Annotated in this window: 21 protein-coding genes, 1 tRNA gene and 1 other RNA gene; 8 read left to right on the top strand and 15 right to left on the bottom strand. The window is 55.6% G+C overall.

The window, feature by feature from the left end:
* The first annotated feature begins 34 nt into the window (after positions 1-34).
* The 3 genes from panB to ppgK all read left to right on the top strand — a co-directional run bounded on the left by panB (position 35) and on the right by ppgK (position 2701).
* Positions 35-865, top strand: a complete 831-nt coding sequence (gene panB / locus Q0V70_RS09035; protein ID WP_297590980.1) for a 3-methyl-2-oxobutanoate hydroxymethyltransferase — start codon at positions 35-37, stop codon at positions 863-865.
* 42 nt (positions 866-907) lie between these two features.
* Positions 908-1828: a type I methionyl aminopeptidase gene (map, locus tag Q0V70_RS09030; protein ID WP_297590977.1), complete on the top strand. Its 921-nt coding sequence runs from the start codon at positions 908-910 to the stop codon at positions 1826-1828.
* 129 nt (positions 1829-1957) lie between these two features.
* Positions 1958-2701, top strand: coding sequence for a polyphosphate--glucose phosphotransferase (ppgK, locus tag Q0V70_RS09025; protein ID WP_297590973.1), 744 nt, complete (start codon positions 1958-1960; stop codon positions 2699-2701).
* A 148-nt stretch (positions 2702-2849) separates the two neighbouring features.
* On the opposite strand, the gene rnpB is transcribed toward ppgK, so the two are convergent.
* The 3 genes from rnpB to Q0V70_RS09010 all read right to left on the bottom strand — a co-directional run bounded on the left by rnpB (position 2850) and on the right by Q0V70_RS09010 (position 4918).
* An RNA gene (rnpB, locus tag Q0V70_RS09020) (RNase P RNA component class A) lies at positions 2850-3227 on the bottom strand.
* A 17-nt stretch (positions 3228-3244) separates the two neighbouring features.
* Positions 3245-3970 (bottom strand): zinc ribbon domain-containing protein, encoded by a 726-nt coding sequence (locus tag Q0V70_RS09015; protein ID WP_297590970.1) that lies wholly within the window; start codon positions 3968-3970, stop codon positions 3245-3247.
* A 60-nt stretch (positions 3971-4030) separates the two neighbouring features.
* Positions 4031-4918, bottom strand: a complete 888-nt coding sequence (locus Q0V70_RS09010; RefSeq protein ID WP_297590967.1) for a Nif3-like dinuclear metal center hexameric protein — start codon at positions 4916-4918, stop codon at positions 4031-4033.
* A gap of 49 nt (positions 4919-4967) precedes the next feature.
* Between Q0V70_RS09010 and Q0V70_RS09005 the strand changes: the two genes are divergently transcribed.
* A complete protein-coding gene (locus tag Q0V70_RS09005; RefSeq protein WP_297590965.1) occupies positions 4968-6587 on the top strand; it encodes a class I adenylate-forming enzyme family protein in 1620 nt (539 codons plus the stop codon).
* Positions 6588-6611: 24 nt separating this feature from the next.
* On the opposite strand, the gene lipA is transcribed toward Q0V70_RS09005, so the two are convergent.
* The 5 genes from lipA to Q0V70_RS08980 form a co-directional block, all read right to left on the bottom strand.
* On the bottom strand, positions 6612-7646 hold the full coding sequence (lipA, locus tag Q0V70_RS09000; RefSeq protein WP_297590961.1) for a lipoyl synthase: 1035 nt from the start codon (positions 7644-7646) through the stop codon (positions 6612-6614).
* Positions 7647-7821: 175 nt separating this feature from the next.
* On the bottom strand, positions 7822-9630 hold the full coding sequence (locus Q0V70_RS08995) for an FAD-dependent oxidoreductase (RefSeq protein WP_297590959.1): 1809 nt from the start codon (positions 9628-9630) through the stop codon (positions 7822-7824).
* Between the two features lie 49 nt (positions 9631-9679).
* A complete protein-coding gene (gene lipB / locus Q0V70_RS08990; protein ID WP_297590957.1) occupies positions 9680-10366 on the bottom strand; it encodes a lipoyl(octanoyl) transferase LipB in 687 nt (228 codons plus the stop codon).
* 594 nt (positions 10367-10960) lie between these two features.
* Positions 10961-11037 (bottom strand) — tRNA-Val (locus tag Q0V70_RS08985).
* 80 nt (positions 11038-11117) lie between these two features.
* Positions 11118-12344, bottom strand: coding sequence for a hypothetical protein (locus Q0V70_RS08980; protein WP_297590956.1), 1227 nt, complete (start codon positions 12342-12344; stop codon positions 11118-11120).
* A 188-nt stretch (positions 12345-12532) separates the two neighbouring features.
* Here Q0V70_RS08980 and Q0V70_RS08975 point away from each other — a divergent pair, with 188 nt between their 5' ends.
* Positions 12533-13651, top strand: coding sequence for a sialidase family protein (locus Q0V70_RS08975; protein ID WP_297590953.1), 1119 nt, complete (start codon positions 12533-12535; stop codon positions 13649-13651).
* Between the two features lie 117 nt (positions 13652-13768).
* Positions 13769-15070, top strand: coding sequence for a YibE/F family protein (locus Q0V70_RS08970; protein WP_297590950.1), 1302 nt, complete (start codon positions 13769-13771; stop codon positions 15068-15070).
* Positions 15071-15132: 62 nt separating this feature from the next.
* Here the strand turns inward: Q0V70_RS08970 and Q0V70_RS08965 are convergent, their stop codons facing one another.
* Entirely contained in the window at positions 15133-15459 is a 327-nt protein-coding gene (locus Q0V70_RS08965) for a type II toxin-antitoxin system RelE/ParE family toxin (RefSeq protein ID WP_297590947.1), read from the bottom strand.
* The gene (locus Q0V70_RS08960; RefSeq protein ID WP_296183459.1) at positions 15443-15670 is read right to left on the bottom strand and encodes a DUF6290 family protein; all 228 of its coding nucleotides are present in this window, start codon (positions 15668-15670) and stop codon (positions 15443-15445) included. The genes Q0V70_RS08965 and Q0V70_RS08960 overlap by 17 nt, the downstream gene beginning before the upstream one ends.
* A gap of 166 nt (positions 15671-15836) precedes the next feature.
* Here Q0V70_RS08960 and Q0V70_RS09670 point away from each other — a divergent pair, with 166 nt between their 5' ends.
* A complete protein-coding gene (locus Q0V70_RS09670; RefSeq protein ID WP_366126971.1) occupies positions 15837-16154 on the top strand; it encodes a hypothetical protein in 318 nt (105 codons plus the stop codon).
* Here the strand turns inward: Q0V70_RS09670 and Q0V70_RS08955 are convergent.
* From Q0V70_RS08955 to Q0V70_RS08940, 4 genes are all read right to left on the bottom strand, one after another.
* Positions 16102-17229 carry an IS1249 family transposase gene (locus Q0V70_RS08955; protein WP_297590943.1) on the bottom strand — a complete coding sequence of 376 codons (1128 nt, stop codon included), beginning with the start codon at positions 17227-17229 and terminating at the stop codon, positions 16102-16104. The genes Q0V70_RS09670 and Q0V70_RS08955 overlap by 53 nt on opposite strands.
* A gap of 775 nt (positions 17230-18004) precedes the next feature.
* Positions 18005-18355 (bottom strand): hypothetical protein, encoded by a 351-nt coding sequence (locus Q0V70_RS08950; protein ID WP_297590940.1) that lies wholly within the window; start codon positions 18353-18355, stop codon positions 18005-18007.
* 259 nt (positions 18356-18614) lie between these two features.
* Complete coding sequence (locus Q0V70_RS08945; RefSeq protein WP_297590938.1) at positions 18615-19115, bottom strand: hypothetical protein; 501 nt, start codon at positions 19113-19115, stop codon at positions 18615-18617.
* A 14-nt stretch (positions 19116-19129) separates the two neighbouring features.
* Positions 19130-19450 (bottom strand): hypothetical protein, encoded by a 321-nt coding sequence (locus Q0V70_RS08940; RefSeq protein ID WP_297590935.1) that lies wholly within the window; start codon positions 19448-19450, stop codon positions 19130-19132.
* A 365-nt stretch (positions 19451-19815) separates the two neighbouring features.
* Between Q0V70_RS08940 and Q0V70_RS08935 the strand changes: the two genes are divergently transcribed.
* Positions 19816-20715, top strand: coding sequence for a DNA adenine methylase (locus Q0V70_RS08935; RefSeq protein WP_297590932.1), 900 nt, complete (start codon positions 19816-19818; stop codon positions 20713-20715).
* Here the strand turns inward: Q0V70_RS08935 and Q0V70_RS08930 are convergent.
* Entirely contained in the window at positions 20660-22156 is a 1497-nt protein-coding gene (locus Q0V70_RS08930) for a hypothetical protein (protein ID WP_297590929.1), read from the bottom strand. The two genes, Q0V70_RS08935 and Q0V70_RS08930, sit on opposite strands and share 56 nt — an antisense overlap.
* Between the last annotated feature and the right edge of the window lie 104 nt (positions 22157-22260).

The following is a 22260-nucleotide window of genomic DNA, read 5'->3' as shown; positions in this document are numbered from 1 at the left end:
ATAGGATGTATAGGGACAGACTCAAGGAGTGACTATGCACAAAGATAATCCAGACATTGGCCCCAAGCCCGGAAAACCGTTTCGCGTCCAGCACGTCCAGCAATACTTTGCTGCCGGACGTCCGCTGACGATGCTGACCGCCTACGACGCGATTACCGCGAGGATTATTGATTCGGCCGAAATCGACATGATTTTGGTCGGGGATTCTTACGGGACCACTATGTTGGGAATGTCCTCCACCGTCGGGGTGACCTTAGACGATATGGTTCGCGCCACTGCCGCGGTCGCGGCAGGGGCTTCCCGAGCTTTGGTTGTGGCGGATATGCCTTTTGGGTCTTACGAGTCCAGCCCCGCCCAAGCCGTGGATACTGCGGTCGCGTTGGTGCGTGCCGGAGCTGCTGCGGTGAAGCTGGAGGGGGGACGTCGTATCCTACCCCAGGTCAAAGCCATCGTGGATGCGGGTATCAACGTGATGGGGCATCTCGGTTTCACCCCGCAGTCTGAAAACCACTTGGGCGGCAAACGCATGCAGGGGCGTGACGATGCCGCTCCGGCCTTGGTTGCGGACGCGTTGGCTTTGCAAGAGGCGGGGGTGTTCTCGATTGTGTTTGAGATGGTTCCCGCCGCGACCACTCGCGCCGCCATTGATCAGCTCAACGTGCCCATCATCGGTATCGGCGCTGGTCCAGACGCTGCCGGACAGGTCCTGGTGTGGACTGACATGGCGGGAATGCAGGACTGGAAACCCTCGTTCGCTCAGGTGTTCGGTCAAGTGGGGGCGGAGCTGAAACACGCTGCCCAAAGCTACCGTGACGCCGTGGTGAACCGGACTTTCCCGGCCCCGGAAAACTACCATGAAAACTAGGCCGTCCCCGAGAGGCGACCTGAGAACTTTTGAATCGAAAGAATGACTACCGTGTTACACAAGAAAACTCGAACTGACGAACTGGCCCGCCGTGCGCCCTTGGGAAACCTGAAACCGGGACGCATTTCCGCTACCTTGCCAGTCCCCTCTCACATTGACCGTCCGGAATATATGTTTCACGACGGCCCGGAACGGGTCACGGCCTCCGACGTTAAGAGCGAGGAAACGATTGAAAAAATCCGCCAAGCTGGGCGTATCGCGGCCGACGCCATCGTGGAGACCGCCAAGTACATCGCTCCTGGCGTGACTACCGATGCTTTGGACCGGGTGGCGCACGAGTTTATTTGTGATCACGGCGCTTATCCGTCCTGCCTGGGCTATATGGGATTTCGTAAATCCATCTGCACCTCGGTCAATGAATGTATCTGCCACGGAATCCCGGACGACCGGCCGCTGGAGGAGGGCGACATCATCAACCTGGACATCACCGCTTACAAGGACGGGGTCCACGGCGATACTTGTGCCATGTTCCCGGTCGGGACGATTGACCCCGAGTCCCAGCAGCTCATCGACTGCACCAAAGAAGCCATGATGCGCGCCATTAAGGTCTGCAAACCGGGACGTTCCATCAACGTTATCGGGCGAATTATCGAGTCCTATGCCAGCCGGTTTGAATACGGAGTAGTGCAGGATTTCACCGGTCACGGTGTCGGAGAGGCTTTTCACAGCGGGCTGATTATTCCGCATTACGATTCCCCCCGCTATGACACGGTTATGGAAGAGGGCATGGTTTTCACCATTGAACCGATGTTGACTATGGGCTCAATCGCTTGGGAACAGTGGCGGGACGGCTGGACCGTAGTGACCCGCGACCGGGGACGCACCGCCCAGTTTGAACACACCTTGGTGGTGCGCGAGGACGGCGGAGAGATTCTCACCTGGCCCAGCAACCATCAGGATTGATTTTCTTTTGTACTGTCCAAGGTCCCTGGCGAGTACGTGATTTTTACCGGTACCAGGCTGTGATTTGGTGAAATCACGGCCTTTACCCTAGAGTATTTGCCAGTTCATCCCCACGCGAAAGGGACTTTTGTGGCAACTGGATTTGGGATTGATGTTGGCGGCTCCGGTATTAAAGGCGCTTATGTAGATTTGGAAACTGGCGATTTCATTGGCGATCGCCTGAGAATTAAAACCCCGGCACACTCGACCCCCCAGGCCGTGGCGGAAGTGTGCCGTCAGATTATTGAGGAAAAGGGCGTTCCTGAGGATATGCCGTTGGGCCTGACGATTCCGGCTCCGGTTAAGAATGATTTGGTTCCGTTTATTGCTAATCTTGACCAGGGGTGGGCTGGCATTGATGTCCGCGTCCTGTTGCGCAAGTACACCGGTCACATGGTCAAGTGTGTGAATGACGCTGATGCTGCAGGTTACGCAGAAGTCCGTTACGGGGCGGCCCGCGATGTGCCCGGCCTGGTCATCGTCACCACTTTGGGCACTGGGATTGGCACCGCGCTCATTTATAACGGGATTCTGGTTCCTAACAGCGAGCTGGGACATATTGAGATTGATGGCAAAGATGCTGAGAGCCGCGCTTCCTCTGGGGTAAAGTCAGCCAAGAAACTGTCCTTTAAGCAGTGGTCCAAGCGCCTGCAAAAATATTATTCTCAGCTCGAGATGCTGTTCAGCCCTGATTTGTTCGTGGTTGGCGGCGGCGTGTCCCGTCAGCACAACAAGTTCCTGCCCCTGCTGGATCTGAAGACCCCGATTATCCCCGCTCAACTGCGTAACCAGGCTGGCATTGCGGGGGCTGCCGCGCTGGCCGCTGGGGTGTAAACCGAACAGACTGCTGTTTTGCTCCGGGGTGCTGCGGTGCCCCGGAGCATTTTACATTCGGCATTGCCGGCGAACCCGAAACTGCCATTGCCCGGCGAGGCCGCCTCCCCCGCTTGTGCCCCGGCAGTTGCGAACCGGCTGATTTGAGCGGAAAAGCCGGGCATAAGCCGGATTCTGTAACGCGCTTTGTTGCCGCCGCGCGCCGGTAGCCATTTCTCTGGAAGGCCGGTTACCCGACCTCTCTAGCAGCCTACCCGCAGGCTTTGAACGGGCCGCCCAGCCTGCTGCTTGGCCTTGCTCCGGGTGGGGTTTACCCTGCCACGACTGTCGCCAGCCGCGCGGTGAGCTCTTACCTCGCCTTTTCACCCTTACCCCGCCGTGCATAAGCCCGGTGGGGCGGTTTCGCTTTCTGTGGCACTGTCCCGCGGGTCACCCCGGGTGGCCGTTAGCCATCACCCTGCCCTGTGGAGTCCGGACTTTCCTCGGGCTCATCGAATGACTCGCCCGCGGCTACCTGCCCGGCTTTTCCGCCCGATTATTGTACTACTTACGCACCAAAATAATTTCGTGGTCCTCGCTGACGATGACATCATCAGGAGCCGCGATGTTTAAACGCGAGATTTCCGCCATCGAAAATTCCAAATCCATCCCGACCGACTGGTTCCCGCTGACCGCTACTACCCCAATTCCCCCGGTCGCCCGTTTGCAAGTTTCGTATTCCCGCAGCAAATCGGCGGGTAGGGTGGCGGCCAGTTCGTCTCGCTGGGTTTGCTGACCGGTCAGTTCCTGCTGCAGTTCGCCGGCAGCGCTGCCCGCTTCGGCTTGTGCTTCGTCGAACTCACCAGCCAGTTCCGCCCGGCGGTTTTCCACCAGTTTCACTTTTTCACTAGCGCGTTCCAGCGCGTCCAACGCGTCCAGGGCGCTGTCTTCCAGTTCGCCCTGACGCGTCGCTAACTGAGCGAGTTCAGCTTGGATGCGTTCCATCTCTTTGGGGCTCAACTGACCCGAATCCAAGCGTTCACGTTGAGTTTTCGCCCGTTCTTGAACTTTGCTGACTTCCCCTTCGGCTTGTTTCAAAGCCCGGTTCAAGTCGTTGCGGGCGGAAGTCGCCAAAGCCAGCGCGGTGCGCAGCTTGTCCTGCTCAGCCTTGATTTGTTCCAGACGCGCCGCGGCCGGAATGCTGTCCAGAGCGTGTTTCAAGCCGGCAATTTTTCGATCCAGGACCTGCAGGTCCAAAAGTTTTTCTTGGTCTTCGGGCGCAGCTTTCATTGACTTCTTCCTTGCAGATTCTCGGGGGTCTTTTCCTAAATCGTAACTTGATTTCGGCTATTAGTTTATCGAACTGCAGCCGGCATCGTCCGGCTCAGTCTCGTCCTCGGTAACGGTGGAGATATAGGCGTCCCAGGGTTCGGAAATGACCGTGCTGATTTTTGTTTCCAGGGGTTTCCCGATTTCACCGGCCCACAGGTTCAACGCGGTTTCTAAGCGGGGCAGCCACAACCATTCACTGGCCCAATGCGACGGCATGATGAGGGCGGGAGCCCCGTCCATCTCCAGGAAATCTAGCGCCGGGTGGTGGCGCAAATCGGCGGTTACGAACACATCCGCGCCGGCATCTAGGGCTGCGGGCAGCAGGGATTGACCCGACCCGCCGCTGACCGCCACCGTCTTGACTGCGCGGTCAAAGTCGCCCGCCACCAGTAAACCTGCTGGTGAATCGGGTAATAGGTTCGCCAGGCGACTGGCGACCTCACCCACCGTGGTGGGCGTGACCGGACCGACTCTTCCGATGCCCAAGGACGTGTCGGCGGGGGCGGGCTGCAGCGGCCGCCAGGTCTGCGGGTTGAGTCCCGCTGCTTGGGCCAGAGCGTCCGCCACCCCATCACGCGCCGAGTCCGCATTCGTGTGGGCGTTAAACAGGGCAGCCCCGCCGCGAATCAGGCGATGTACCACCCGGCCTTTGGCAGTATCAGTAGACACAAAAGAAGTGCCACGCAGGAACAAGGGGTGGTGTGTAATGACCAGCTGCGCCCCCCACTCGAGGGCCTCGTCAACGACCGGCTCGACCGGGTCCACCGCGAGCAGAATCCGCGTCACCGGGTCATCCCGATCCCCGCAAATCAGCCCGACCCGGTCCCAATCTTCCTGCAACTCGGGCGCAAAACGCGCGTCCATCCACTCACAAATTTCACCTACGGTCAATCCGGTATTTTGCATACTCTCATCCTAGCGAACTTCGATTTGCTCCCGTTGGTAACCTAGAACTGTGGTCGATTATTCCCCGATGAAATTCCTGCAAGCAGCCGCTTTACGCCACCCTGGACGCACTTCGATGATTTGGATTGCCCAGGGAGTCAGCGCCGAGACCATCGCTGAGCCTAGTTTTGCCCCGCCGACTTGGAACGTGGCCCAAACACTGGCGCGCGCCACCCAGCTGGCACTCCAGTTCCGGTCTTGGGGCGTTGCGCCCGGCGAGCGCGTGGTCGTGATTGGAAAAAACTCCCCCTGGCATCTGCTGACTTTCGTGGCCGCCGCGGCCATTCCGGCGATTACAGTGCCCTTGGATCAAAATCTCCCAGCCCCGGAGTTGGCGAAAATCCTGGCGCATTGTGAACCGAAAATCATCATTTGTGACCCCGCCCAGCACGAAAAGCTGACGGGCTGCGACCTCACCGCGAACCCTCGCCCCCGCCTCGTGACGTACTCTGACCTGGAGGATTGCCTAGAGCCGCGCGATGACTCGGCCCCGCCCGTAACATTGGCGCTCGCGGCCACCAAAATGCTCGACAACCTGCCCGAGTGCGGAGAGGACGTGCCCGGCGCGATTATCTATACCTCCGGCACCTCCGCTCACCCGAAAGGCACGCTGCTGACGTACAAAAATCTGTGGTGGGGCTGCACGAATTTCCGCGAAGTGTTCGAGTATTCTCCGGCCACCGTCGAGGCGGTCACGGCTCCCCTGTCGCACATCGGCGGGTTCAACGGCACGACTACGGATATTTTTTCCCACGGCGGCACGATCGTCATTTTTGAAAAGTTTGATGCGGCCGCCGTCCTCGCCGCTATCGAGAAGTATCGTGTCCAGATGATGTTCGCGGTGCCGACCATGTACCGGATGCTGGTGCGCGAGGTCCGGCAGGCGGCGCAATCCGGGCGGCCGATAGACACGTCACGGTTCACAAAAGCCCTGGTGGGCGGCGCGCCGTGGGATGAACAGCTGGCCGCTGACATGATTGGCTTGGGGTGGAACCCCATCAACATTTGGGGCATGACCGAGCAAAGCGCGTCGGGAGCCGCCCTGACCACGGACATCATGGCGGGGCGCGAGCTGGCGGTAGGCCGGGCGTTTCCGCATATCGAGCTGCGTGCTGTTGATGGAGCGGGAAAACCGGTCGAACCTGGGGTGATTGGCCAGCTGGAATGCCGCGGCCCCAGCGTGACGCGGGAATACTTCCGCAATCCGGAACTGAACGCCGCCCTCATTGACTCGCATACGGGCTGGTTACGGACCGGGGACTTGGGATTTTTTGATGCTGACGGTTTCCTTCACCTGGTGGGACGCCTGACCGACACGATTAACTCCGGCGGGGAAAAGGTCTTTTCCCAGCGGGTCGCCGCGGTGCTCTCGCGTCATCCGGGGGTGTCAGAAGCGCGGGTCGTCGGGGTTCCCGACCCGACTTGGGGTGAAATCGTGGCCGCGGTGGTGGTGCAAACCCCCGACACACCCGAAAACGCGGAACCGCTCAACTTGGAACAACTCCAAGACTTCGCCCGCTCTCACCTGACGAAAGCGGAACTCCCCCGAGCCTTGCGCCTCGTGAACCATATCCCGCTAAACTCGAACGGCAAACCTGACCGGCAAGGCCTTCTGGCGCTGTTCCAATAACCCCCGAAACACCCGCCCGCGCACTCAGGCGCGCGATTGCCGCTGTTTTTCCCGTTCCACGACCGCTTCGGCTTCTTGACGAGCCGGCGGTCGGTCCTGTTCCAGATGCGCGAACTGGGGCGGAATGAAACGCTCGTAGTGCCGCATCGCCTGGGCCCACAGTTTGCCGGCACGATACGAGGAGCGCACCAGCGGCCCCGACATGCACGCAGCAAACCCCATGTCCAACGCCAGCTCCTTGAGCTGCACAAATTCTTCGGGCTTGACCCAGCGCACCACCGGCAGGTACCGCTCGGAGGGGCGCAAGTATTGGGTCAGGGTTAAGATATCTACCCCCGCGTTCAGCATATCGCGCATGGTCGCTTCTATTTCCTCGGGTTCTTCGCCCAGCCCCAGCATCAGGTTCGACTTCGTGATGAGCCCAAACTGTTTGGCTTGGGTGATGACGTCCAAGGAGCGCGCGTAGGTGAACGCGGGACGCACCGTGTGCATCAGGCGCGCCACAGTTTCCAAGTTGTGGCCAAAGACTTGGGGCTCGCTCGCAAAAACTTCCTCCAGGGCCGCAGTTTTGCCTTGAAAATCGTCGACCAGCAGTTCCACTCCGGTTTCGGGACAGAGCGCGCGAATCTGGCGGACCGACTCGGCATAGAGCCACGACGCCCCGTTTTCCAGGTCATCGCGAGACACTCCGGTGACCGTCACATATTTCAGCCCCAGATGCTTGACCGTTTCCGCGAGGCGGCGCGGCTCGTCACGGTCGTAGCCCTCCGGCTTGCCCGAAGCCACGTCGCAAAACCCGCACCGGCGCGTACACACGGCCCCGCCAATGAGGAAAGTCGCCTCCCGGTCTTCCCAGCATTCAAAAATGTTGGGGCATCCCGCTTCGGCGCAAACCGTGTGCAGCCCCGCCCCCTGCATAAGGGAACGCATTTCCTGGTATTCCGGCCCGGCTTTTGCCACCACCCGCAGCCAGCGCGGATGGTTCTCACGAGGTTGGCGCGCATTGGCCACTTCCAGGCGCAACGGTTTTCGGTGCTGCGCGGACTCCAGCGTGGACATAGTGGCTCTCCCTCAGTCGGTTTGGGGACATTCTCTGTTCATTTTACCCACGTTTTTCCGCCAGCCTCACCACCGTTCCCCCGACAGTACACACATGACAGTGCACACGCTACAAAACAATCCGGGAACCTCACCACGCGGTGAAGTTCCCGGAAAGTCTGTTGGCCCGGTAGGGCTAGTGCGCTACGAACACCGGATTGTCGGCGAAAGCCTCGTCAGCAGCGGTGTTGGCGGCGATGTAACCAAAGACCAGCGCGGCCCCGATGGAGGTGCCTCCGGCCGTGTAGGTGTGTCCGATGACCGACTTGGTCGTGTTGCCAGCCGCCATCAGGCCGGGGATAACACTGCCGTCCTCACGCGTGACGCGGGCTTTGGTGTCGATGACCAAACCGCCGGCGGTGCCGATGTCGCCGGGGTACACCTGGGTGGCATAGAACGGACCCTTTTCCAAGCGTCCCAGCGAGGGGTTCGGGTGATGGTAGCGGTTGGCATAGAACTTGTCGTGTTCGTTTTCGCCACGATGGAAGTCCTCGTCGATGCCGCGGTCTGCGAAACCGTTGAACCGCTCAATCGTCTCTGCTAAGGCGTCTGGCGGCACGTCGATGGCTTCGGCCAGCTCATCCAGGGTGTCGCGGCGCACCAGGGCGCCGGATTCGTAATAGATGTCGGGCAGTTCTACGCGGGGCATATGACCGTAGGCAAAGAAGTATTTGTCACGGAACTGCTGATCGAAAATCAGCCATGCCGGCATGTTTTCGGCGTCGCCCTCGCCTTTCCCAAAGACACCGCCGTACAGGCCTTGGCCGGCCGCGCAATAGGGCAGGGCTTCGTTCATGAACCGCTTGCCCTTGCCGTTGACCATCAGGGTGTGCGGCAGGGAGCGGTCGGGAATGATGAAGCGTTCCTCGTCCTCAATCACGATGGGCTGGAACCCTTCGGTGCGCGGCAGCTTAATGACCGGCGACCAGATGGCATCAGCCATGTTGTCGATGGCCGCGCCGTGTTTCATACCCAGTTCGATGCCGTCGCCCGTGTTGCCTTCCACGCCTACGGTCCAGGTGCCGGTGATGGGGTGGCGTTGATACTTTTGCCGCATCGCTTCGTTGCGTTCAAAGCCGCCACAAGCCAGGATGACGCCGTGGGTCGCGTTGATTTGGTACCGGGTGCCGTTGTGTTCCAGTACGACGCCGGTCACGCGCTCCTCCCCTTTGCCTTTCTTGCCTGCATCGCCGCCCTCGGTGAGGAAGTCGACCAGGGCGTTTTGCAGTTTCACTTCCACTCCCTCACGCAGGACGGAGTACATAATGGCAGCGGTCAAGCCCGCGCCCATAGTGAGCGGGCGCTCGCCTTTGGCGTAATGTTTCAGGTTGCGCCACAACAGTTTCATACCCCGCACCCAGGGACGCAGGTCGGTCATGGCCAGCAGCAAATCGGCCGAATCATAAGAGTTCATGTCCACCGGAGACATGGGGCGGAAGTACGCCTTGACGTGAGTTTTCTCCCACGGCCCCAACAGGCGGGTATCGAAAGCACCCGCTTCGACGCCGCGCCCGTTTTTGGCCGCGCCCGGGGCGTCCAGCCAATAGTCGGGGTAGCCTTCCATCCGCCTAAACTCCAGGTAGGGGCACGAAGCGGTGAGGAAGTCCATGCACTTCTTGCCTTCCTCCAGGAAGGTGTCAATCATTTCATCGCTGGTGCAGTCCCCCACCGTTGCCTTCATGTATTGGCGGCCCAGGTCAGTGGAATCCGAGCCTCCGAGTCGAGCGAAAACGTTGTTTCCGGGTACCCACACCATGCCGGCGGATTTGGAGGTCGAACCTCCCCACTGGTCGCTTTTTTCGACCATCAAAACTTTCAGACCACGCCTCGCGGCGGTCAGAGAAGCGGACAGGCCGGCAGCTCCGGAACCAACGACGATGACGTCATAGGTATCTTTGCTGGGACGGCCAAAGGGTTTACGAGCTGAAGACTTCTTTGTGTTCATAAACTAAATGCTAGACCACTTCGACGGCTCGCGTCAGGGTCTTCAGTCCCTAAATTTCTGAAAACGGAGCCAGCAGGGGGGTGAGTTTCGCGGTGAGCTGGTCCACTAGGACTTTTGCGGCGGTGTCGAAGTCCGTTTCGATACCCTCCTCGAACAGGGAGGTGACCCCGGCATCGTTGAGCCCGCAGGGAATGATGCCCGTGAAAGCGCGGTTGAAATCCGGGTGAATGTTGAGCGCCAGCCCGTGCAGGGTTGCGTTTTGTACGACTTTCAAGCCGATGGCGCACAGTTTGCGGTCGCGTCCCGTCCCCCGCTCGGCGGCGGTGCGCCCCGAGGCGTCACGGTAGCGCAGCCACACTCCCGCACGGCCCTTCACGATCTCAACGTCCAAGCCCCAAGTGTCGCGAACCGCGTCGATGACTGCGCCTTCCACCGCGCGAATGTAGGCAATCAGGTCCACCGGCTCGCGCAGCCTCACCACCGGATAGACCACCAGCTGACCCGGCCCGTGCCAGGTGAGCGACCCGGCCCGGTCGGTGCGAATGACCGGCAAGTCTTTGTTGATGAGGTCGTTGTCGTGGGTGTTGCGTCCGGCGGTATAGGTCGGTTCGAACTGTCCCAAGATGAGGGTGTGGTCAAGTTCCCCGTCGCGCACCTGTGCCCAGGTGTCGCGCTGAATCCGGTCCGCTTCCTGGTAAGACACCAGCCCTCTGGGCAGCAAATTTTCCACTCGCACGGGGTTTACTCTATCGCGTCGGGCGGGTGCGAGCGCGAATCAGACGATCTGGGCAGGGTTTTCCCCGCAATCTGGCGGGGAATTACAAGCACAAATGTTTGGAGAGGACACGGTTAACGATCAACGATAGTCCGCTTTCTCCTGATAACTCTGATGCCCAGAGTATCTGGGCTATCTACCATCAGGCAACGAAGCCTATCAAGATTACCTAGACTTACCAACCGTGCGCTCTAACCCAGAGCTATTCACGGTTGACGATGCCTATTAAGTAAAATAATTAGCCATATTTTGTATGATTTCTATTCAACGACCTAATGCGCGTTTTCAGGCGGCGCTGCCCCTCACGGGTTCGAGTCCCCAACCCCTTTAAATATTTTCGGACGGAATAAACCCGCCCGACAAAAAAGTGGACCCAGAGAGACTCAGTGATTTTGCTGCGCAAAATAACCGCCCGCTCGAAATCTTCGATTTCTCACGCCAGCGCCTGAAAACGCTCCCGCGTTTTCGGGCGGCGCTGCCCCTCACGGGTTCGAGTTCCTCTGGCCCGTAAATTGTTTTGTGAGGATGGGGATAAACCCCATCCTCACAAAACACTGGTGGACCCAGAGGGACTCGAACCCCCGACATCCACGGTGTAAACGTGGCGCTCTAGCCAACTGAGCTATAGGTCCTGAAGGTTGGCGCGAAACGCCAACACAAGACTATTGAGAATAACATTTGCCACGGCAAGTTGCGAAACGACCAGCCCGAATCACTCCGCAAAAATAATCTCTCCACCACCTCTGGGCTCCCCCAACGGCAGGCTTGTATCCGAAGGCCACCCCACGTCTTCTGCAGTTCCCGCGACAACGACTCTTTTACCGTTGTAAGGAACCCACTCGGGGGTGGTATCAACACTGTCTACGCCCGGATAATAAGCACCCACACAGAGCAGCTTCGCCGAACCAGTTTGCATGCCGCTTCCATCCCCGCTCATGCCTGTCACTGTTTGTGTCCCATCAAAGACCAGAATCGCGTATTTTTCGTACTTAAATGTCCCGCTATAGTCGGGATTTGGCTCTGGGACACCTTGAAAACCAACTAGCTCCGCGTGATTCATAATCCGGATGGTGCCTTCAAACACCTGCTTGCCTTGGGCTTTGGCCGCTGCAATAGCCTTGGCTTTCTGATTCGCAGATTTACCCCCTGCGGGCTGCTTAGCCCCCGCAGTTCCGGCCGGCCCCGCCAGCTTCTGCAAGGCGGAACGATCCGAAACATCCAACCACTGCAGTTCGGCTCCATCCCCACCCAAAACTGGAGTGGACTCACCAATCGTGAAGTCACAATTTTCGCTCTCTACCAGTTCGGAGCCTTGCAACACCATACGATTGCAGTGCCACTGGGGATTCGAGGCGCTGCCAAGGACTTGAATAATCCCATTCCCCGTTTTACTCCCCATAATGGAGGCCCGCGTTCCTCCACCCGCGGCAACCCCATCCAGGAGGACCTTAGACGGCGCTATAAACGGATTTCCCGACCCGTCCGCAGAGAAAACTTGCACATTGAGCAGGCCATTACCATCGTCTGCACCGAATAGCAGTTCTGGAATACCGTCCCCATTCATCTCAGTCAGGGCGTATTTATACGCTCCGCTTGAATTATCCAGATCTAAAGCAGTCAGATACTTGGCAGGGGCATCCAGTATTTCGGTGTACTGTTCAAAGGCTGTTTGCAGTTTCTGAGCCTGTGAACCCTTCTGGACTGTCGCGGTTTTTCCTGCAGCCGAGGACGTCCCGGCAGCTCCCTCACCGCCGGCGGACCCCTTCCCGAGCAACACCACCAACAAAATAATCCCGGCAACCAATAACAGTGCCAACGCAACTATGATGCCAATCAACGGCACATTACGGCTCTTTGTGACCGCATCCCCCTCAGGAGGTGAGGTCGGCGTGGGGTTGGATTCAGACGGAATCGGTGCGGGCGGCATCGGGTCAGACATAACTTCCTACTTTCTGCATGACGGCATGTTTATGTTAGCATCACCAAAACGCCCTCCGTTATAGTCTGGCAGACGATTTTCCGCAGCCTTAGAATCTGGACGACACTAGGCCACGGTTTTCGCGAGGCGAAAAATCTCTGGGGAGCAAAACCGGTTTCCCGCTGAAACTTCGCAGTATCCTAATCGTGATGGTTAAAGTATCCGCCCGCAGTCTATTTCCCCAGTACGGCGAAGCATTCTTCCGTATTCCGGCCCTCGTGCTCACCTCCGAGGATTCGGTGCATCCACATCGCTTGCTGGCATTCTTTGATTCACGGCCCGACTTCCATGACCTTCCCGGCCCCATCTCCTTGCTGACCTGCTCTAGTGATGACTTGGGGATTTCCTGGACACCCTATGTTCCGTTGGTTTCAGCCCGTGACGGGTGGGGTTTTGGCGATGCTTGCCCGGTGGCCTTGCAGGATGGAGGGATTCTTTGCGGTTACGTGGCAAGTCAGGGAATGAATTTCTGGGATGATGCCGCGGCAGGAAACAACTGGAAACTTTACGTCTGTTTGAGCGAGGACACAGAAACCTGGTCCCACCGAGACATCACCGCGCAGCTGTGGACTGAGGAGACTGGGAACCTTTTCTTTGCATCCGGAAATGGCATTCAGCTCACAACTGGCTCGCACCGGGGACGGATTCTTCTGCCGATGGTGGAACGTCGGGTTAACTCCTCAGACATCAAAGCCCTCATCGTGTTTTCTGATGACGGCGGAGCCACCTGGCAACGTGGCGGGACCTTGCTTGGTGGGGACGAAAGCAAGCTGTTGGAACTTCCCCACGGAGATATTTTGATGAGCTCCCGCGCTTATCCGCAACGCCTGTGGGCGCTCTCAACCGATGGCGGGCAAACTTTGACGATGCGGACCTTGCAGGTAAAGGACCCCGGTTGCAACGCAGGATTAGCGATGTATCAAGGAACACTGGTCCTCACCAGCCTCGACCCGCCCGAGGAGCCTCCGGAGGCACGTCCCCACCAGGATCTGGACCCGTCTCGCGGAAAGAGCCACGACCAATTGCAAGACTGGTTTTCTCGCAAGAACTTGGTTGTCCGACTGGGAACCCTCCCGGAGCCACCCACGAGCCCTCTCGACCCCGCTGAGATTAGCTGGGGTGAGCCCCACGTCATCGACCCGGGTCCCGCCGCCTACTCCGTGTGCGCCGCGCTTGGCGACCGGATTGCCGTGATGTGGGAGACCGGTCAGCAGAGCGGGGGGTCGCGCTCCCCCTACGGGTCCATTGCCTTCACCACTCTCGAATAGGCTATATCACCGATAGACCGCAACCGCACCTCGGTTCGATTCACGCCCCGAATCATCGTAAAAGGCAGGTCATTTCACTCAGCGCGACTGTAACCGGCATGGATATACTTGCTCTTTGTGTCTCATTCTCACTCAATCTCTCGGATTTCTCGGACTCAAGAGGCTTCGACGACTTCTCCCGCCTCGCGCCTAGCGATGATGGTTGCCCTGGGCTTGATTACGGTCTTGACCTTGGCAGGAGTGGTTTGGCTCTGGCCCGATTGGCATCATCTGCAGGAAGTCCGCCAGATGAACTTCAGTTTCGCGACCGCTCCGGGAGTTTCCTACGAACGTGCCAACATCGTGAAACTCGAACCGAAGTGTCGAGACACCGACATCGCCCCTTCTGACGTCCAAAGCCACCTGGACGACTGCGTCCGCCTGACGGTGCGCCTGACCAGCGGACCGGATTCCGGCCAAGTCACCACCCTGGAAGCGGTCGGACCCGGCGCGCATTCGGAACTGGCTCCCGGCGACACGATCCAAGTCATGCGCTCACCCGGGGAAAAACCCGGCACTGCCAGCTACACTTTCACCGGCGTCCCCCACGACCTGCCGATTATCCTCTTTGCCGTCCTGTTCGCCGTGGTAGTTCTAGCGGTCGCTCGCACAAAAGGAGCGCTTTCGCTGGTGGGACTGGCTTTCGCGACCGTGGTGATTGTGTACTTTATGCTGCCTTCCCTGGCCAGCGGACGGCCCGGCATTTGGGTCGGAGTGGTCGGATCATGTGCCATCATGCTCATCGTCATTCACGTCGCCCACGGCATATCTATGCGGACCGCATCCGCCCTGCTGGGCACCGTATGTGGGTTGGGGCTTTCGGCCTTGCTGGGCGCCATCGCGGTGAAAAGCGCGCACATCTCGGGTTACATCGACGAAACGTCCTTTGACCTGGCCGCCGCCATTCCGCAACTCAACATGAGCCAGCTGTTCGTCGCTGCCACTATCCTGGCTGGGCTGGGGGTACTGAACGACGTGACCATCACCCAAGCCTCGGCGGTGTGGGAACTGAGATTGGCCGCCCCGACCTACACCCGCCGCGAAATCTATCAAAGTGCCATGCGTATCGGCCGAGACCACATCGCTTCGACGATTTACACCATTGTTTTTGCCTACACCGGCGCCGCGCTTTCTACGGTGATGCTCATCGTTTTGTTCTTTGAACGCTCACTCAGCGACCTCTTCACGACGGAGGCCCTCGCCGCCCAAGCCTTGCAAATATTGGCTTCCGGCTCCGCCCTCATTGCCAGCGTCCCCATCACCACCGCTATCGCCACCCTGGCGGTACGCAAGCCCACCGAGCCGAGCGAACCCGACCGACCTTGTGCACCCAACCGACCTTGTGAACCCGACCCGAAAGAATCTCTTGACAAGCTCTAAAAAGAGTACCTAACAAAATTAGCGGTTACATTTAGGTTTCTGGATAGAACTGCCGTATCCGTTCAGTGAAAAAGGTTTCCGATTTCGTCCTGTGGAATAGCGGGGGGACGCTTATAGACTTTTGCACGGTTCTCAATGGTGAGCGCTACCACTACGAGCTTTTCATCATAGATTTTGCAGATGATTCGGTACTGGCCTACGCGATACCTCCACAGTCCTCGCATATTTCCGGTCAGGCTCTTCCCCCTCGCACGCGGGTCACCTTTGCTCACAACGTCATCCAAGAAGTTCCATATCCGCCGGCCAACCGACTTATCAAGTTTCTGGAGCTGTTTTTGAGCAACGATGGTGAAATATAGCGACCAGCCAGAGTTAGAATCCAAGCTCACGCTTCACCTGTTCCGCGCTGACCAAACCCAAATCGCCCGATTCCACTTTGTCCACCAGGTCAACCGCAAGATAATAATCCTCCAGGTCATCCAGATACTCTTCCAGAGCCTGACGGATATAAAAAGATGCTGGCCGGCGCGTCTGTTCGCTCAAAGCATCCAGGCGTTGCTTGGTTTCCTGGGGCAAACGCAGGCTCAACACTTCACTCATGTAAACAAGTATACAACTGTCCTTTCCCGCCGACCAGAGCGGGCAAGGAATCGTAGAGCGAAGTTCGGCTCACCGGGCAGATTGAAAATCGCTTCGAGGTGAACTATCAGAGCACGATTCTCTGCTAGTTCGTGCTCACACGCCGGTTTACCTTCAGAATCTAGGAATGCCTGATTTGCCAATGTTTTATACGCAAAGTCATCTTCGTTATGCAATCCTTCCGAAAACACCGACAGATTCAAGGAGACATGGGCTATCTAAACAAATCGTCAGAGAAATGCCAATACTTCTTGAAACTCCCGCTGTGGTGATGCGGAGCCTTACTCAACCTTCAAGAGTTGTCTGTATGCTTCCCCAGGTTGATAACAATCGACTTCCATTGATCGCGGTGATTAATCTCGGGTTACATGACAAATTGTGTGTCTGGGGGGTTAGTCCCATGTGTTGTTGTAGGGGGTGGTGTGGTGGAGTTCGCTCCAGATGATTGCGTCGCCCCATCCGGGGAGGTTTCTTTGGGTGATGTGTAGGTTTTCCTGGTTTAGGTAGTATTCCTCGAGTTGCGCATCCGTAGGCATTATTTTCAGGATTTCTGCTGGAGTCGCGGGGTTTTCGATGTGGTGGTAGCACCACCAGAAAACCGCTTTGATTCGCCTGGCCAGGCTCATTCCGCGGTGGTCTTTGAGCATGGCACGGAGTTGAGCGTTTATCCCGCCTTCGATCTGGTTGTTCATTGCTGGTAGGCAGGTCAGGGTCTGGTCTGCGAGGTCAGGATCGAGATAGGTGAACAGGTTACCGGATTTTATGAGCCTAATTAGCGAGTCCCGGGCGCGAGCGAGTTTCTCGTGGGTCAAGCATCTTGTGCCGTATTCGTTTATGGTTTCCTCCGCGAGGAAGGCTTCCCATTCCAGGCACCAGTTGTTGAACCCGACCAGCCATTGTAGAGATTCTTCCACGTTATGGACATGTAACAGGTCGCGTACTATTCTCCCGAGTTGTTTCCCGGCTGGCAGCTTCGGATTCATGGTGATGTAACGTCGTACCTGCATAAACGCGTGATATGTGCAACGCTGGACCTGCGTGCCAGGCCAAGAAGCTGCTCTAGCGGTTTTGAAACCTGACCCACCATCGCTCACGACTAGAAGCGGGGGCGCTATCCGATCCAGCAAGGCTTTCCACGCGTTAATGTTCTCGTTCCTAGCCACATACCAGCCCAACACATGCTGACGAGTACAGGCAATCAAAACCACGGCCTTGCGCCCCAGATAAATCCCGTCGACAAACACCACGTCATGAACCTCGTCCACAATCGGAGAGAACGGCCATAAACACCAGAACTTAGCTACATGACAACGAAACGTCCGGCCCGCTCCGGGCATGTCTTTCTGCCGCTGACACGACAACAGCCAGCTCAGGAAACGATTAAGCTCTTTAGCAGAGTTATCAATCTTTCCGACCTGAGACCTTCCACACTCCTTACAACGCCAACGCTGAGAACCAGAAGAAGTCTTTCCATTACGTTTCAAAAAAGTATTACACGCCGGGCATTTCACCATATTCATGCCAACAGCATGAACCAACCAACTTTCAACCCGACTTTCCCCCACCAACACAAGCAAAACACAAGAAAACAGACACACAATTTGACCGACCCCAAAGTTCAGCCAAACCAACTATCAACCCGACTTTAAGGCCCTACCACAACAAAAAACCCGGATAAAAAACACACAAATTGTCCTTTACCCCTGTGTTGTTGTAGGGGGTGGTGTTACCTGCACAGCGAGAACCCGCTCCAGCCCCACGAACTCACCCGACCCAAGCACCTAAACCCCCAACCAAAACCCGAAATCAAAGAACCCAAGCCAGGACCAGCCGAATGGGACATCGGCATAGAACTCACCCGCACCGACTACCACCCAGACATCTCAATCCGCAAAGGATGGGCAGACCACTCACACTAACGACACGCCCGGCAAAAGACACACAAAATGTTACTTAACCCGATTATCGCCTATGATGTCAAACAACTTGAAAGGCTCGAGCCGTTATCCGCGCTACAATTGCTCGGGACGTTCTCAAGCCTCAATAATAACATATCACCGCAGCGGGGGAAAAGTCAAGAGTTGAAACCGCAAACTAGGCAGGATCTAGCGGATAGCCTGAAAACTCGGCTAGAGGCTAAGAACAGGACACTTCCCGAAAAGAGTATCGGGGAGCGGAAGCCTCTTAAGCGAGGATTCGGTCTCTGATGGATAGTGTTCCTTCAACCTGGCTTCGGCTAGGTCGAAATGGAACGCGAAACGGAACTGATTTTTTTCGGCCATGTCGGTATTGGTTTTATGCGTAGATTCGCTCCGGGAAGTGCTCTTGGACGATTTCTATGTAGTCGATGGGGTCGGTGCCGCGCTCGTATGCAGTAAGGGAGCGTATGTTTTTCATGACCCATTTCTGCTTGGAGAGCATGGACAGCGAGAGGCATTGAGACTCTACCCGGTTATCTTCGTTGGCTTTCCACGTGCCCCGAGCCAGACGAGTTAGACCATAACGCTGAACATTCTCATCCACACACTCATACAGGGCGTCAACATCGTAACCGTTACATGCAGCCTTCTCAGGGTCAAATTCGATTGTAAAACTCCAAGGCATAACATCCGTCATCGCAATCACCTCACGAAAATCGACTTCCACAGTGATAAAAACATTCTACCGTACCGATTTTGCCCTACCTCTCAGCATTCTTGCCAACTCCCACCAGAAGCCGCGTTGAGCAGAGTCAAGAGGGGTTGCCAAGCGCGGCGCCCCCTCAAACTCCCCCCCAGCGCAAAAATGAATCTACCCCAACCAATCGTGGGGTTAGGTAGCGTCTTCCGGACTTGGTGCAGTGCCTCACCTCACTGCGAGGTTACGAACGTGAGGCAAGTTTTAGGACGTTTGAATGGGAAAGATTTTATCTTGAAGGACGCTTTTTACCCCGGCCAGGTGATGATGTACCTTTCGACTTTCTTTCCTCAAGTTTCGCCTTAACCGCTTCCGCAATATTTTTGGCAACATCCTCAAGGGACTGCGGAACACCAGGCGCGTCACTCTGTAGAGCTTGTTCAGGCATTGTATGCTGCTTATCTACTGTCTGTGCCCTCAGGTACTCCAGCACGTCGTAACGCTCTCCGATTTGAGTAAGTGTCGCACCTCGCGCACATGATTGGAACCACGAAAACTGGTCTTGTAAATTGTCCAATATGTTGTAAGCATCAAAATAAGTCATAGGTTCAACAGATTCATACCCTGAGTACTGTGTATGAGTGAAACCGTTTGCTTCCAGGAATGAGCGAATATCCGCCCAAGCCAGTTTATACCCGGAAGGTGATCGTGATGGATACAGTTCCTTCAACCTGGCTTCGGCTAGGTCGAAATGGAACGCGAACCGAAGCCTCCGATTTTGCTCATCCATTAACAGTTACCAACCTATGCATAGACGCGTTCTGGGTTGCGTTTCCTTAGAGCTGCAATTATGTCGATGGGGTCGGTACCGCGTTCATAGGCTGTAATTGAGCGCACATTCTGCATAACCCATTTCTGCTTGGAGAGCATCAACAAAGAGAGGCATTGAGATTCCACCTTTTTACTCTCGTTAGCCTTCCACGTGCCACAAGCCAGACGAGATAGACCGTAGCGCTGCACATTCTCATCCACACACTCATACAGAGTGTCAACATCGTAACCGTTACGCGCGGCCTTCTCAGCGTCAAACTCGATTGTAAAACTCCAAGGCAAAACATCCGTCATCGCACTCACCTCCGATTGCATGTTCTTCCCCTCGTATTCAATTCTACCAGTTTTGAGTCAGTTTACCGAGGACTCATCCTCCGCCGACGTCGCCGACGTTGCTGGCAATGCTGGCAAAGCAGAGTATTTCCGTTATTTGGGTTGACTGCGCTAATTGTAACGGTTACTATCTGTTACATGGATATGTCTACTCTTTCAGAGGCGCAGTTGTGTGTTCTGGGCAGTGATTTGCGTAGGGAACGGTTGCGGCGCAGGGGTGCGTGGCGGAGCTGTGTTTGGTGTGGGGATTCTTTTTTGGGTAGGAGTGATGCCCTCTATTGCTCAACTCGGTGTCGGGTAGCTTCTTTCCGAGCGAAGGGATAAACGTGCAAAAATGTGATTTGCGAACTGTAGGGTCTCGCCGCTATGGTGCTTTGTCTCCGTTGCGGTATCCGGGCGGCAAGGCGTCTTTGGCTGGTCTGTTCACTGACCTGATTAAGACGCTTGACAGTCAAATTTGTTGTTATGTGGAGCCGTATGCTGGAGGTGCTGGTGCGGGTATCGCGCTGTTACGTGAGGGGATAATAGATCAGTTAGTGATTAATGATATAGATCCAGCAGTTTGTTCTTTCTGGAAGGCTGTTACCGATGAAAATAATCGAATGTTGGAGCAAATCGCAAAGGTTCCGTTGACTATAGAGGAATGGAAGCGGCAGCGTGATATTTACCGTAATCCAGGCGCTAGGATTGGATTCGAGCTTGGGTTCGCGTTCTTCTACCTTAACCGCACGAACAGGTCTGGGATTCTTACTGGTGGCGTAATCGGTGGAATTCAGCAGGAGGGGCGCTACAAGATTGACGCGAGATTCAACCGGAAAACACTCATCGAGAGAGTGTCTGCTCTAGATGATTATCGCGACCGGATAGTGGTAACGGCCAATGATGGCAGAACTGTGATTAGGAAATATGCAGACAGGACGGATACGTTCATGTACATTGATCCTCCATACGTAAAAGCTGGCGCGAAACTGTATTTGAACTCGTTTGACGGACGTGACCACATAGCCCTATCGAACATCATTAAGGAATTAGATCCGCCCCACTGGCTGATAACATACGACGATTCCTCGCTAATCAAGGCGCTATACCGCGACTATCCGCAAGGGCTGCTGGAACTTTCTTATTCCGCGAATCGAAAAACTCGCGCTGAGGAACTCCTCGTTGCCTCTGCTAAGGTTGCTGCGGTGATGCGACAGCTTGACTCTTGTTCTGCTCAATCTGCTTGAGTAGGAAGACTATGACGGGGCAAACCTTTCCCCATGCTATAAACACTTCTTTTTTGCTAACCGGAAAATTTTTGTCATGTGTGATGGCGTTAAACCATCCTACTGACCCATCTTTTTTCGGATTTTGGTCAACGAGGACATTAATTTCGTTTTTAATGCCTTTTGTGTTGCCTAATTCTTTTTGTAAATCAAGTAAGTCTCCTGCGAGGGTTTTATCTTGTTTCAAGGATTTATCGTCTTTTGAATCCAAATAGAGTTTTATAATTGTTTCGAGTGCTGATCTCATAAGAATTGAAGTTGCTATTGGAAAATTCTTGATGTTAATGCGCCCTAGTTCCTCGAATCGAGATTTCATGTTCAGCGAAAGTAAATTGAAATCAATATCGTTAAGGTTGAGAGTGTCTGCATCTTGTTGACGTCTTGGTGGTTTACTGCTCGTCGTCGATTTGACATTACTCCCCTGTGTATCCGCCTTATCCTGAGGTGCTAATGAGGAGTCATCTGGCAGGGATGGGGCATCTGCCTGTGACTTAGGCGTGGTTACCGTTTCCCCTTTTAGCAGTGCGTAGAACTCGGGGCACTTCAATTCTCCATTAGCTTTAAATTCTTTTGAACGAGTGGTCAACTCCTTGTTCATGAACTTTGTTAGCAAAAATTGGAGGGATTTGATTTTAGCTTTAGGAAGTTTTCGGGCTATTTCCTCAATTGTTTGGTCTACAGGTTCTAGTAGTCCGTCTTTGCTAAAAGATACACCTATAGTTGATGCAATAGCTTTCTTGTTGTAGGCGTACTCAAATACCGACATGGAGAGGTCTGTGCTTGATGCGTATTCTTTCACCCTCGAATCAGTAAATGGTACGTTTCTGATGAACCTCCTCATCACCGCCATTTTGATGAATCTGACGACATCTATCCCTGGATATTTTGCTTTCAACATTTCAACTGTCGTTGTATCGTCTAACAGCGAGTAGTAGTAGTTAGCTTGTTGGTCTAGGCTCCATGCTCGTTTGGATTTGCCGGTGTGGAGACTGGCTATATATGCTGCTACTTCCTTCTTACTGGGTGATACCATTACTCTGATTTCAGACGGAAGATCCTCCGCTTCTTCCTGAAACTGGTTGAGAAGTTTATCCAGCTTTTCTTGGTGGGACGGAACAACTGACGGATTATTCAAAGCCTTAAGTGCACTGACTCTCCTGTTTCCTTCTACTACGACGTAGGTGCCTTTGTTTTGCGGGTCGGGATAGACGACGGGCACCTCGTTGTCAAAGTACCCGTTTCGTAATATTATCTCAGCAATCTCCATCACGTCCTCAGACACGAACAAATATTTGAGCGCATCTGCGTCATCGGCACTCGGAGTTGGCACCCGATAATTTTCCAAGTCAAGACAAATGTCACTCAACAGTACTTCTTTTATCGGCAGGGGCGTGTATGCCATGACGTGTTCCTCATCCCTTCTTGTGACCTTTGGTGATAGCTATGAGAGCGATAAAGTCCGTATAATTGTGTAAAAGTAAAAAGGCCATATAACAGTCCTTTTAC

This window comes from uncultured Mobiluncus sp. (assembly GCF_947087965.1).
Taxonomy (GTDB): domain Bacteria; phylum Actinomycetota; class Actinomycetes; order Actinomycetales; family Actinomycetaceae; genus Mobiluncus.
The sequence above is the reverse complement of the archived record's forward strand: the minus strand, read 5'-3'. Positions and strand labels throughout refer to the sequence as shown.